This is a genomic window from Mycolicibacterium bacteremicum, assembly GCF_002086115.1.
GTDB classification, from domain to species: Bacteria; Actinomycetota; Actinomycetes; order Mycobacteriales; family Mycobacteriaceae; genus Mycobacterium; species Mycobacterium bacteremicum.
In genome coordinates this window covers 263,843-277,332 of record NZ_MVHJ01000003.1, presented here as the reverse complement: position 1 = coordinate 277,332, position 13,490 = coordinate 263,843, and the positions used below count along the sequence as shown (strand labels likewise).

Below are 13,490 nucleotides of genomic sequence, written 5' to 3'. Positions count from 1 at the left end.
GGTAACAATGACGCGGTGAACACAGCTGTAGCGCCGCGCGTGCGGTATGCCCGTGATGCCCTTGTCGCCGTGGCCGTCGGCTGTGTGCTGCTCACGGGCTGCAGCAGCACGGTGAGCGGCCAGGCGGTCCGCGACCCGGATGCCACCGCCGTCGATGTGCCGCCGCTGCGGGAAAACGAGCTCGACGACGTGTTGCTGGCCATCGGCGACATCAACGACATCATGGGGTCCGACACCATGGAGGTCACCGGTGAGCTCGACCAGATGGTCGACCACTCCCGCGACGTGTCGAACCCGGATTGCCTCGGCGCGATCTTCGGTGCGGAGCAGCCGGTCTACGGCGACAGTGGCTACACCGCGGTTCGCGATCAGGTGTCCCGGGAACCCGATGCCGACAACGCGCACTGGGTCGAGCAGACCGCGGTGCTCTATCCCTCCGCCGATGACGCGCAACGCTTCTTCGATGATTCGCAGACGATGTGGGAGAACTGCGCGGGCACCTCGATCGGCATCGACGACGGTACCGACAACTACACCTGGCAGATCGGGGATGTGACGGTCGGCGACACCGTGCTCACCCAGGTCACGACCCAGGATGACGCCGATGGCTGGGAATGCCAGCACGCGCTGTCGTTCGTCTCCAACATCACCGTGGAGGCGTGGGCGTGCAGTTACGGCGCCGGCGACGAGGCGGCGGAGATCACGGCGAAGATGCTGGAGAACGCCGCCGGGTAACGGTCACCGGCCGCGCCCTCAGCGGCCCGGACGCTCGAAGTGCCGCTCGCATACCGGGATTGAGTTCGCGCCGCGTTTAACCCGTTTCAGATTGTGGAAGTGTCACTACCGTCTGCTCGGTGACTCGTGAAGTGCATCTGCTGGCCTTCGGTAACACCCGGTCGGCGGGGCCGTGGCGGCATCCCGATGCCGACCACAGCGTGGCGGGTGTACGGCGACGATTGATCGAGCGTGCCCAGATCGCCGAGGCCGGTACCTTCGATGCCCTGTTCTTCGCCGACGGGCTCAATTACGGTCCGCCCGCCACCTGGGCCTACAAGACCACCGAGGATTTCGAGCCGCTGACCACCACGGCGGCGTTGTCCTCGGTCACCGAACGGATCGGGCTCGTCGTCACCGGGTCGGCCACATTGGCCCACCCCTATCATCTTGCCCGTCAACTCCTTTCCCTCGACCACCTGAGCCTCGGCCGGGCCGGTTGGAATCTGGTGACCAGCTTCGCCCAGGCCGCCGCCGACAACTTCAGCGCCCGCGGTGTGGTCGACCACGACGAGCGCTATCAGATCGCTGAAGAGGCCATCGAGGTCGTCAAGAAGTTGTGGGACTCCTGGTCGGAGGACACCATCGTCGCCGACCGCGAGACCGGCGTGTTCAACGATGTCAGCAAGATCGCGGTGCCCGAGCATCACGGCAGGTACTTCGACGTCAAGGGGCCCATCGGCGCGGCCCGTTCCGCGCAGGGGCGGCCCGTCATCTTCCAGGCCGGATCCTCGGACACCGGAAGGGCATTCGCGGCCACCCACGCCGAGGTCATCTTCACCAGCCACGGCTCCCGCTCCCGCGGCCAGGAGTTCTACCGCCAGATCCACGCGCAGGCCCGCGCGCTGGAGCGGCCCACACCACCGCTCATCACCCCGTCGTTGCGCTATGTGATCGGGTCGACCGAGGACGAGGCGCGCCGCGCCGAACGCGAGGAGTACCGGTTTTTCAGCCCGGAGTATCAGGCCGGTTGGCTGCTGGAGGTCGACGTCGACGTCACCGGTGCCGATCTGGACGGGCCGGTGCCCGCATCGGCGTTCCCGGACAGCACCGAGACCCACCGGACGGCACTCGCCGGTTACCGGGCCCTGGCCGCTGAAGGAAACCCGACGGTCCGGGAGTTCCTGTACAAGACCGTGAACGGGTGGGGTGCCTCGGTGGTGGGCACGCCGGAACGCATCGCCGACGAGATCGAGGATTGGTTCGCCAACGGCGCCGCCGACGGTTTCGTCCTGCGGGACAGCGGCCTGCCCGGGCAGGAGGAGCTGTTCGTCGAGCAGGTGGTGCCGGTGCTGCGCAAGCGCGGCCTGTTCCGGCACGAATACGCCGGCAGCACCTTGCGTTCGCATCTCGGCCTGGACGTGCCGGTGTCGCATTCCCCGTCGGTTCGTCGGCCCGGCGCATGACAGACCCGTTCGTGCTGGCGGCCTTCACCATGTCGGTGCCCTCACACGGCAATTTCGGCCTGTGGCGGCATCCGGCGGACCAGACGTCGCGCTACACCGACATCCGTTACTGGGTGGCCCTGGCCGAACTGCTCGACGCCGGCGGATTCGACGCGTTGTTCATTGCCGACGCCCTCGGACAACTCGATGTCTACGGTGGGGACGCCGATGCCGCGCTGCGGCGCGGGGTGCAGACCCCGGTCACCGATCCGCTGCTGGCGGTCTCGGCGATGGCGGCCGCCACCACCGACCTGGGTTTCGGCATCACGGTGTCGACGACGTATGAGAGCCCGTACCTGCTGGCGCGCAAGTTCAGCACGTTGGACCATCTGACCGGTGGGCGGATCGGGTGGAACATCGTCACCTCGCTGCTCGACAGCGCCGCCCGCAACATCATCGGCCGCGACCGACAGATCCCGCATGACGAGCGGTATGCCATGGCAACCGAATTCCTCGACGTCACCTACAAGCTGTGGGAGGGATCCTGGGAGGACGACGCGGTACTGGGTGACCGGGCGAGCGGCGTCTACACCGATCCGGCGAAGGTGCACGCCATCGGTCACGAGGGAACATATTTCAGTGTGCCCGGAGCGCACCTGGTGGAACCGTCGCCCCAGCGCACCCCGGTGCTGTTCCAGGCGGGAACCTCGCCGGCAGGCCGCGAGTTCGCAGCCCGCAATGCCGAACTGGTCTTCGTCAGTGACCCGCGCCCGCAGGTGTTGCGCGCCAACATCACCGACATCCGGCGCCGTGCCGTCGCCCACGGCCGCCGCCCCGAATCCATCAAATTCCTCACCTCGGTCGAGATCGTCACCGACAGCACCGATTCGGCCGCCCGCGCCAAAGCGGCCGATCTCGCTCGATACCACGATCTGGAGTCGGGCCTGGTGCTGCTCTCGGCGTTGAGTGGCGTGGACTGGTCGGAATACGGCGTGGACCGGCCCATCGAAGAGTTCGACACGGACGCCAGCCGGTCCATCCTGTCCGCCGTCGACAGCGCAGGCGACCGACACCGGATCACCCTGCGCGACTATGTCGGCCAACTCGGCGGCTTCGCTGGCCATCTGTTCGTGGGTTCGGCGGTCACCGTCGCCGACGATCTGGAGTCCTACGCCGAGGCGACGGGTGTGGACGGGTTCAACATCAGCTATCACATCACCCCCGGCAGCTTCGCCGATGTGGCCGACCATCTGATACCGGAGTTGCGCCGACGCGGCCGAGCCCGCGAGGCCGCTGCGACAACCACCCTGCGACAGCGCCTGTTCGGGCGTTCGGCATTGTTGCCCGACGACCACCCGGGCGCCGGTTTCCGGGTGGTAAAAGAATCCCGCCGATCCGATGGGTGATGCCTGAGACCGTTCTCAGGCATCGTCTCCCTCATCTGAATCTCTCGTTGAAACGACTGTGCGTCAGATGATCTCGGGACGCGCGGCGCAGGAAGGCGGCATCATGGCCATATCCGACCGGGTCGAGCTGGGGGGCCGACCGCTACAGCAGGCCGAAGGACACGGGCTCGAACGTGACGCGCTCGGATTCTGGGGCGTCTTCGCCCAGGGCCTGGCTGCCGCGGCACCCAGCGTCGCGGTGGCCTCGGTGCCGTTCATGCTCTTCCTGGCCGCCGGTAAGGGAGCAGCGTGGGCCGTCATCATCGGTCTGGTGATCGTCGTGCTCATCGCCACGACCATCAGCTTCCAGGCCAAGCGCACGGTGTCCTCCGGATCGTTGGGCACCTACACCGGTAACGGTCTGGGTCCGGGCTTCGCGTACGCCGCCGGCTTCAGCCTGCTGGTTGGTTATATCGGCTTCGCCGTCACCGGCACCCTCGGTGGTGTGCTCTACCTCGACTCCTTCCTGGAATCCTTCGGAATCGGTTCGCAGGCAGTCTGGTTCAAGCTGATCCTCGTCGTGCTGATCGTGGGAGTCGGGGTCTACCTGCCCTACCGGGGCGCGTCCCTGGCGGCACGGTACGAGCTGATCTTCGAGATCGTCGCGGTGGCCACCATCCTGGTGATCATCGTCGCCTCCTACGCCACCTACGGTTGGCGGATCGATTGGGAGCAGTGGGATCTGGGACACCTGAGCACCAGCGCGACGTTCATCGCGGCGGTATCAGCGGTGGGGTCCTACGCCGGATTCGAAAGTGTCGCATCGCTGGGCGCCGAAGCCAAGGACGCCCACCGGACCATCGCCAGGTCGTTGCTGCGCGTGGTGCTGCTGCTCGGCGTGCTCTACATCATCGCGACCTACCCGCAGGTGCTGTTCTTCGACGGCATCAACGGTGACGAGGCGGTGTTGCCGCAACTCGCCGAGTCCAGCGGCGTCCCGTGGATCAACCATGTCATGAGTGGTGCGGTCGCCGTCGCGTTCATCGTCTTCGTCACCGCGGTCACCACCGCGGCCGCCCGATCGCTGTTCACCTTCGCTCACGAAGGTGCGCTGCCCAAGGTGTTCGCGAAGGTGCATCCGCGGCATCGCACCCCCTGGGCGGGAATCGTTTTCATCGGTGCGCTCGCATTCCTCTTCGCGGTGGTGGCCACCATCAGCTCGGCCGGCCGACTGGTCTTCGAGGTCTACGGCGGGTACGTGGCGACCTGGGGCTTCCTCGTCAGTTACCTGCTGGTGGTCATCGCGACGCCGATCTGGCTCTACAAGATCAAGGCGCTCACCCCGCTGCGGCTGATCGTGTCCGCCGCGGCCGCACTGGCATTGGGCTACGTCATCTTCAGCAACTTCTATCCGGTACCGGAGTTCCCGTTCAACATCCTGCCGTTCATCTTCGGCGGCATCCTGTTGGTCGGCCTGCTCTGGTACTTCTACCTCAAGGCCACCAACCCGGCGGTGGCCCGGCGGGTGGGTAGCATCCAGACCCTGTCGGAGGCCGAGCAACAGCGACTGGTGGACGCGGGCATCATCGATGTGCTGGCGCATCAGGACAGCGGGGATCCCGATACCGACGGTGATCCGCAGGCCCGCCATGACAAGGAACCGGTGGCGCCGTGACCATCGTGACCGATGCGTGGACGGTGCATCCGGCGACCACACTCGACCACCCGCAGATCGCCGATTTTTTGGCCACCACAACGGGTATCGCCGGCCGCAAGTTCGCCGCCGACTCCCGCGACGTGGCCGAACAGCTCGACGGCGCGTTCCCGCACGGGGTGCGGGTGGTGCGCGATGAGTCCGGGCTGGTGCGTGGCTACGCGGTACTGCACACACCACACGGTTCCGAACCCGAGATCATCGCGGACTTCGTCTTCGACCCGGCCACCCCCGATGTGGTGCTCGACGGTGTCGTCTCCGACACCGTCGACCGGTTCGCGGCCGAGGCCGTCGGAATTCCCGGAGCGTATCTACGGACCTTCATCGGAGCCGATCAGCAGGCCGCCATCGACGTTCTGGTCCGGCGCGGTGCACGGCAGGAGGGTCAGTTTATCCGCACCCGCAAGGAGCTCGGCAACGAGGACGCCGAACGTCTGTCGGCTGCCTCCATCACCGGTCTGACACTGTTGAGCTGGCCCGAGGTGATAGAGCGCGGTCTGGGTGAGCAGGTGCGCCAACTCCAGTTCGACACCTTCCGGGAGCACTTCGGCAATATGAGCAAGACGCCGGAGGTCTTCGCTCATCACATCCGAAGCCGTTCGTTCACACCCGATTTCAGTAATGCGGCGGTGACCGACGACGGTCGGGTGGTCGGCTACGTACTGGGCTCGACCTACAGCCATCTCACCGGTGGAATCGAGGAGCGCAGCGCGCACACCGACTACATCGGCGTACGCGCCGATCAGCGCAAACGCGGTATCGCCGAGTACCTGTTGGGCAAGGTCTGGTTGGCAGCGCTGCGCCGCGGCCTGCACCTGGCGTCGTTGGGAACCGACATCCACAACCGCAGCAACGCCCACGTCCTCTACGAACGGCTCGGCTATCAGGCCGTCGAGCACCAGTTCGCCTACCGCATCGACGCATGACAGGAATGACATGAGCACCGCCATCACTTATTTGGCCGCCCCGACCGCGGACCTCGACGAGCTGCGCGCACACTTCGAGCCGGTGTTCGCCAAGATCGCCGAGGGCAATCTGGAACGCGAACGCGCGCGGGTCTTCCCGCACGAGCAGGTCACCCTGCTCAACGAGGCCGGTTTCGGCCGGCTACGCATCCCCGTGGCGCGCGGCGGCTGGGGTGCGTCGCTGCAACAGGTCTTCCTGCTGCTGGCCGACCTCGGCACCGCCGACGCCAATGTCGCCCACATCTGGCGCAACCACCTCGCCTTCGTGGAGGACCGGCTCAACGCGCCGGTCTGGGAGTCCAACGATGTCTGGATCCAGCGGTTCCTCGACGGTCAGTTCGTCGGCGGGGGCTGGACCGAGGCGAACAATGTCACGTTGGCCAATCTGGTCACCACGGTGACCATCGACGGGGATGGCTACGCCGTCACCGGCGCCAAGTTCTACGCCACCGGCAGCCTGTACGCGGACTGGCTCGATGTGCTCGGCCGGGGCGAGGACGGCGAGCTGCTGACCGCACTGGTCCGAGCCGACGACCCGGGCGTTACCCTGGTCGACGACTGGGATGGCTTCGGGCAGCGCACCACCGCCAGTGGCACGGCGCGCTACGACAACGCCCGTGCCGAGGCCGGTGACGTATTCCCGGCCGTCGAGCGCTTCCCGTACCAGGGGCACTTCTACCAGACCGCGATGCTGTCGGTGCTGACCGGAATCACCCGGGCGGCGTTGCGCGACGGGTCGGCCGCGCTCACCGGACGCAAGCGCAACTATCCGCAGGGCCTGGCTCCGGTGCCCTCGGACGACGGTCAGCTGCTGGCGGTCATCGGTGAGGTGTCGGCCGACGCCTTCGCCGCCGAGGCCGCACTGTCGCAGGCCGGCGCGGCGCTGGACCGTATCCACACCGATGCCGCGAACACCAAGCAGCGCCTCGTCGACGCCGAGGTGGCTGTCACGCAGGCCCAACTGGTGGTCATCGCCGCCGCGTTGCGGGCCACCACTGCCGTCTTCGACGCCCTCGGTGCCTCCGGTGTCTCCGAACAGCGTGGACTGGACCGGCATTGGCGCAACGCCCGGACGCTGGCCTCGCACAACCCGCGGGTGTACAAGGCGCGCATCCTGGGCGACTACCTGATCAACGGCAAGGACCCGGTCTCGAACCTGGCGGCGATCGGCCGGGGCGGGCAGGGCAACTAGCCGGTCCGCTCCCCGCCGATGCGTTCGGCCCGTATGGGTGCCTGGGCATAGGCTGGGCCGGTGAGCGCGCAGGACCGCGACCGCTGGGATGCGGTGTACGGCGGACGGGCCACGCCGGCGCCCCCACGGCTGCCTGCGGTGTTCGCGGCATACCGATCTCACTTTCCCCGCTCGGGTGCGGCCCTGGAGATCGCCTGCGGGACCGGAGCGGCCTCGGTATGGCTGGCGCAGCGCGGGCTGCGCGTACACGGTGTCGACGTATCGGCGACCGCCATCGACGCGGCTCGCCGGCTGGCCAGAACAGCGGGCGTCACAGCACGATTCGACATGTTCGATCTCGATGGCGGGCTACCTCCGGGTGATCTCGTGCAGGTGCTGCTGTGTCACAAGTTCCGTGCCCCGACCCTGTACAACCCGATGATGGCCCGGTTGGCACCGGGCGGGCTGTTGGCGATCTGTGTGCTCAGTGCGGTCGGCGCCGAGCCCGGTCGGTTTCGTGCCGCGGCCGGTGAACTGCGTTCGGCGTTCGGCGGCCTCGATGTGATTGCGTCGGGGGAGGGCGACGGCCAGGCCTGGCTGCTGGCGCGTCGCCCCTGCTGACACCCCGGCCCACCTGCGACGAAACCCGCGTACCCGGGGGCCTCACGGCCGAATCAGCCCCGGGTACGCGGGTTTCGCGGGTAGGTCAGCCCGTGACCGCGATATTGGTGATGTCGCCGCTGTTGCCCAGCGACTGCCACGTCCAGTTGGTCACCCGATCGGAGGTGGGCACCGACTTGACCCGCTCGATCAACGGGAACCAGGCCAGGTCCTCGGTGGCGATCCGGTTCGCTTCCTGCCAATCCGGCGTGGGGTCCTCGGCCGCGAACGCCCGCGTCACCGCTGCGTTGAGGGCGGGATTGTCATAGGTCACGCCGTTCCAGGTGCCCCCTGGGGCGAACTCCGAATCCAGCCAGCCGCCGAGGGTCATCCGGGCGCTGTTGCCCTGCCAATCCGGGGTCCAGTTGGTGATCGCCAGATCCCACTGGTCCAGCTTCGACTCGTCGGCCAGGAAGGAACTGAACGCACCCCAGCCGTCACCCGGGATGGGGGTCAACCGCACGGTGATACCGGCCCGCTCCGCCGCCGCCTGCACCGAGGTGGCGATCTTCTCGAACTCCGGGGTGGTGCGATAGGCGACGTTGACCGTCAGATCCGACTTGCCCGCCTCGGCGAGCAGAGCCTTGGCCTTCTCCGGGTCACCCTTGTCCTCCGGTGTGGGGTAGGGGTTCTCGTCGTTGTAACCGACGATGGTCGACGTCAGGATCTCGTTACTGGGAATCGCCGAGTCCGGCCCGCCCAGTCCGCGCACCACATCGGCGCGGTTCAGCGCGTAATTGAAGGCCTGCCGCACCCTCAGGTCCTTGAACGCCTCCTGGGCAGGTGTTTTCGGTGCGTCCGGGTTGTTCCAGCTGATGAAGATCGCCGATCCACTGGCCGACTTGTGCAGATGATCCGGATCGGCCTGCTTGTACTGGGCGATGACGTTGGCGGGGTAGGCGCGCACGTACAGCCCGATATCGGCCGTGCCGGTCTGCAGCTGCTGAGAGGCGGCATCGGCGGAGGCCACCGTCGTGTCGAAGACGATCTTGTCCGCGTAGGCCTTCCGCGGATCGCCCTCGGCGTTGTAGCCCGGCACCTTGGCCAGCGTCAGTTGCTTACCAGGATCGTAGGACTCGATGAAGTACGGTCCGCTGGAGGCGTAGTTCTTCCGGAATTCCAGACTGTCGGCGAAGTACTTCGACACCACTTCCTGGGGCAGCGGTGTCACGAAGTTGAGCGTCAGGATGTCGAGGATATCGCTGGCCGGTTGGGTGAGCGTCAGCTGTAACGTCTTGTCGTCCAGCGCCTTGAGGCCGCTGATGTCGTGGGTGTTGATGAACTGGTCCACCGCGGCGAGATCACCGGTGGGCACCTTGGCGAACTCGTCGGAGTACTCGGTGAACCCCTCGAACAGCGCGTTGTAGTAGGTGATCGCACTGACCTGGGCGTTGGGGTCCGGGAACCGCTTCACGGCGTAGACGAAATCCTGCGCGGTGATCGGTCGGGTGCTGGCGCCGGAGAAGTTGATGTCATCGCGCAGATGGAAGGTGTACGTCTTGCGGTCGGGGCTGATATCCCAGCTTTCCGCCAGATCCGGTACCACCTCGGTGTCCTTGCCGATGCTCTCCTTGTTGCCGGCATAGGTGACCAGCTGACGCGTCGTGGCGCGGATCACCTGCCACGATTCGGCGGAGTACGCGATCAACGGGTCCAGCGCATCGACGTCGCCGACCGAGGCCACCTTCAACGTGCCACCCGACAACTCGGTCGGGTCGGTCGGGGATTGCGACTCCTGGTTGCCGCCGCACGCCGCCAGGATGAGCGCCGCGGTGCCGGCGAGCGCGATCAGCGCCCGCTTCGACGTTTTCATATGTGCTCCTTGCTATTTGCCGCTGCGGGCGTAGGTGATGATGTCGACGACCGAGGTGGCCACGACGAAGATGACGGCGCCCAGGAGGGTGCAGCCGATGACGACGGGGGCATCGCCGTTGTTGGCAGCGCTGACCGCAAGACGGCCCACCCCGTCGAGACCGAAGATCTGCTCGGTGATGATGGCGCCGCCGAGGATGGTGGCGAATTCGATGGCACCGAGCGTCAGGATGGGATTCAGTGCGGCCGAGAGCGCATGGTCGAAATACACACCGTTCGGGCCGACACCCTTGGCCCGCGCCGTCCGGATGTAATCCTTGCCGGCGACCTCCAGCACCGACGCGCGGACGACCCGCTGGAAGAGGCCGACCTGGGCGATCACCAGCGTCAGCCATGGCAGCAACAGATGTCGCGCCCATTCGGTCGGCGACTCGGTCAGTGCCACATAGCCACCGCTGGGGAAGAACTTCACCCCGGCCAGCGACAGCTGGTAGTACAGCACGAACAGCAGGATGACGCCGGTGACGAAGGTGGGAATCGACAGGAACAGATACGAGATTCCCGACGTGACGGTGTCGAACCAGCCGCCGGGCTTGCGCGCGGCGTACACCCCGAACAGGACCGACAGCAGGATCCAGGCCACCAGCGCGCCGACGGCCAGGCTGACGGTGGCGGGCAGCTTCTCCAGGATCAAGCCGGTGACGGGACGCTGCTCGCGGTACGAATAGCCGAGACTGGGCGGCCAGTTCAGCAACCCGGTGGGGGTGCCCTTGATGGCGGGTCCACTCACCACGTAATGCCACAGCTGGATGTACCACGGCTCGTCGAGGTGCAGGCTCCTGGTGATGGCGTCGACCGTCTCCTCGGAGGCGTTCTCCGGGGCCAGCATCCGGCCGGGATTCTGGTAGGCGACCTTGGTCAGGCCGAAGGTGACGAGCACGACGGCGAACACGGTCAACCCCATTCGGGACAGCCGCCAACCGATGAATCGGGTCCGGGTCACCTCAGCCCACCGATCCCGGGTCGAAGCGACTGCGCAGCCGAGTGCTCAGGATGTTGAAGCCCAGCACCGTGATGAACAGTGCCGCCGCCGGGGCGATGAGCATCAACGGCTGCGGTTGGTAGAGCGCCGAATCCTGCGCGTTGGCGATCATGGTGCCCCAGCTCGGGGTCGGCGCCTTGATGCCGACTCCCAGATAGGACAGTGATGCCTCGGCGATGATGTTGATCGGGAGTTGTACGGCCCAGTAGATGATGACCGTCGGCGCGATGTTCGGCAGAATCTCCCGGATGATCACCCGGCAATGCGAGGCGCCGGCACCGATGGCGGCCAGCACGAACGGTTTCGACTTGATCTCGATCACTGCATTGCGCACCAGGCGGGCGAAATAGGTCCAGGAGAACAACGCGACGACGCCGATCACGACCACCACCGGATCGACCAGTGTGGTGCCCGCGGTACCGCGGTTGAGGGTGACCACGCTCAGTGCGGTCACCAGGAATGGGAAGGCCAACGCGATATTGGTCAGCTCGGAGAGGACCGCGTCGATACGGCCGCCGAAGTAACCACCGATCAGTCCGACGACCACACCGACGACCATGGCGATGGTGGTGGCGGGAATGCCGATGCCCAGTGATACCCGGGCGCCGTAGAGGGTGCGGATGAAGACGTCGCGACCGCTGCCGTCGGCGCCGAGCAGGAATCCGTTGCCGCCGGTGATGGGTAGCCCTGCGGCGTCCAGGGTTACGTCCGGGAACTGCTCATTGGGGCCGTGTCCCACGATGGCGGCGATCAGCGGCGCGGCCAGGGCCGCGAGTACCACGAAGGCGACCAGTGCGGACCCGGCGACCAGCCCGGGATCGGCGAAAAAGGACCGCAGACGTCCGCGGCGCAGGGGCGGTGGGCCGGCCGCGCCGGTGGCGGGCCTGATCAGTAAATGGCTCACGAGGCGAAGGCCGTCACCCGGGGCACCGCATCGAGCAACGCGCGGGTGTACGCGGACTGTGGTGTGGTGAAAACTTGTGTGGTATCACCGGTTTCCTCGACACCATCGGGACCGAGCACGATGACCCGATTGGCGAGCGAGGACACCACGCCGAGGTCATGGGTGATGAACAGGAACGCCGTCTGCTGCTCTGCGACGAGTCGTCGGATGAGCTCGATGATCTCGGCCTGGGTGGTGACGTCCAGGGAGGACAGCGCCTCGTCGGCGACGATCAATTGCGGGGACAGCACCAACGCGCGGGCGATGGCCACCCGCTGCCGCTGTCCGCCGGACAGTTCGGCGGGCCGGCGGTCCAGAAGAGCGCCGGGCAGCCGCGCGGCATCGGCGGCCGCTGCAACCTTCGATCGGATCAGAGACCGGTCGGTTCCTTGAGCGAGCAGCGGCTCGGCCAACGATTGCGATACGGTGCGGCGGGGATTGAGGCTGGAGTACGGATCCTGGAACACCAGCTGCACGGCACGTCGGGTGGCCTGCGCCAGCGGCGGCACACCGTCATCGACGGCGGTCGGGTACCGGGTGCCGGCCAGCGTGATCTGCCCGGCGTCCGCGTACTGCAGTCCGGCAACGATCCGGCCCACCGTCGACTTGCCGGAGCCGGATTCACCGACAAGGCCGACGATCTCGCCGCGGCCGATGGTGAAGTCCAGTCCGTCGATCACCGTGCGACGCTCTTTGCGGGTGCGGTCGCGGTAGGACTTCCGCATCCCGGTCACGCGGAGCAGCGGCTCGTGGTGCGCCGGAGCGCGGTGCGGGATATCGGTGACATCGTGTAACCGCGACGCGGCCAGGAGCTGGCGGGTGTACTCCTCGTGTGGGGAACGGTAGATCCGGTCTCGCGGGCCCTGCTCCACGACGCGGCCGTCGCGCACGACGACGACGGTGTCCGCGATCTCGTGCACGACACCGAGATCGTGGCTGACGAACACGATGGCGGTGCCGTGATCGCGTTGCAGTCGGCTGAGCAGACGCAGGATGCCCGCCTGCACACTGACATCGAGAGCGGTGGTCGGTTCGTCGGCGATGATGAGCGCCGGGTTGAGGGCGATGGCGATGGCGATCATCACGCGCTGACGCATCCCGCCGGAGAACTCGGCCGGGTAGCTGTGGTAGGCGTTGTCCGGGTCGGCGATGCCGACCTCGTCGAGTAGTTCGACGACCCGGCGGCGCCGGGCCCCGCGGTCACCGAACCGGTGGATGCGCAACACCTCGTCGATCTGTGTGCCGACCGTCTTGAACGGATGCAGATTGCTCTGCGGATCCTGGAAGACGAAGCCGATGTCCCGGCCCAGCGTGCGCCGCAGTTCGCGCGGACTCAGCGTCAGCAGATCGCGGTCCCGGAACCGGACACTTCCTGCGACGTCGGCATTCTCCCCGAGCAGTCGGGTCGCGGCGAGCAACGAGACACTCTTGCCCGAGCCGGATTCCCCGACGATGGCCAGGGTCTCACCATCGTCGACGGAGAAACTGAAGGACTCGACGGCCCGCACCGCGCGCCGACCGGTGGCGCGGTTTCCGGTGTGCAGGGTGACGGCGAGTTCAGAGACGTCAAACAGAGCCATCGCACACCAACATGAAGAAGATGATCGCCCAACGTCGAAGCGCCGGCACCGGTTTGGCT

At 66.7% G+C, this 13,490-nt stretch carries 11 protein-coding genes; 7 read left to right on the top strand and 4 right to left on the bottom strand.

The features are described 5' to 3' along the window. Positions 1-15 precede the first annotated feature (15 nt). The 7 genes from BST17_RS05355 to BST17_RS05325 all read left to right on the top strand — a co-directional run bounded on the left by BST17_RS05355 (position 16) and on the right by BST17_RS05325 (position 8,015). Entirely contained in the window at positions 16-735 is a 720-nt protein-coding gene (locus tag BST17_RS05355; protein ID WP_234807539.1) for a sensor domain-containing protein, read from the top strand. A gap of 119 nt (positions 736-854) precedes the next feature. Beyond that, complete coding sequence (locus tag BST17_RS05350; RefSeq protein WP_083055900.1) at positions 855-2,180, top strand: NtaA/DmoA family FMN-dependent monooxygenase; 1,326 nt, start codon at positions 855-857, stop codon at positions 2,178-2,180. Then, positions 2,177-3,565 (top strand): LLM class flavin-dependent oxidoreductase, encoded by a 1,389-nt coding sequence (locus BST17_RS05345; protein WP_083055898.1) that lies wholly within the window; start codon positions 2,177-2,179, stop codon positions 3,563-3,565. The genes BST17_RS05350 and BST17_RS05345 overlap by 4 nt, the downstream gene beginning before the upstream one ends. Before the next feature lie 100 nt (positions 3,566-3,665). Next, positions 3,666-5,219, top strand: coding sequence for an APC family permease (locus tag BST17_RS05340; protein WP_207573575.1), 1,554 nt, complete (start codon positions 3,666-3,668; stop codon positions 5,217-5,219). Next, the gene (locus tag BST17_RS05335; protein ID WP_234807538.1) at positions 5,216-6,184 is read left to right on the top strand and encodes a GNAT family N-acetyltransferase; all 969 of its coding nucleotides are present in this window, start codon (positions 5,216-5,218) and stop codon (positions 6,182-6,184) included. The genes BST17_RS05340 and BST17_RS05335 overlap by 4 nt, the downstream gene beginning before the upstream one ends. Positions 6,185-6,194: 10 nt before the next feature. Further along, positions 6,195-7,415 carry an acyl-CoA dehydrogenase family protein gene (locus BST17_RS05330; RefSeq protein WP_083055897.1) on the top strand — a complete coding sequence of 407 codons (1,221 nt, stop codon included), beginning with the start codon at positions 6,195-6,197 and terminating at the stop codon, positions 7,413-7,415. Between the two features lie 60 nt (positions 7,416-7,475). Next, entirely contained in the window at positions 7,476-8,015 is a 540-nt protein-coding gene (locus BST17_RS05325; protein WP_083055895.1) for a class I SAM-dependent methyltransferase, read from the top strand. Positions 8,016-8,100: 85 nt separating this feature from the next. Here the strand turns inward: BST17_RS05325 and BST17_RS05320 are convergent, their stop codons facing one another. From BST17_RS05320 to BST17_RS05305, 4 genes are read right to left on the bottom strand one after another with little or no spacing between them, the layout of a single operon-like run. Then, entirely contained in the window at positions 8,101-9,867 is a 1,767-nt protein-coding gene (locus BST17_RS05320) for an ABC transporter substrate-binding protein (protein ID WP_083055894.1), read from the bottom strand. A 12-nt stretch (positions 9,868-9,879) separates the two neighbouring features. Further along, entirely contained in the window at positions 9,880-10,869 is a 990-nt protein-coding gene (locus BST17_RS05315; protein ID WP_234807537.1) for an ABC transporter permease, read from the bottom strand. Position 10,870: 1 nt separating this feature from the next. Continuing rightward, a complete protein-coding gene (locus BST17_RS05310) occupies positions 10,871-11,812 on the bottom strand; it encodes an ABC transporter permease (protein ID WP_083055892.1) in 942 nt (313 codons plus the stop codon). Continuing rightward, positions 11,809-13,431, bottom strand: a complete 1,623-nt coding sequence (locus BST17_RS05305; protein ID WP_083055891.1) for a dipeptide ABC transporter ATP-binding protein — start codon at positions 13,429-13,431, stop codon at positions 11,809-11,811. Before BST17_RS05305 ends, BST17_RS05310 begins: the two co-directional genes overlap by 4 nt. Positions 13,432-13,490: the final 59 nt, after the last annotated feature.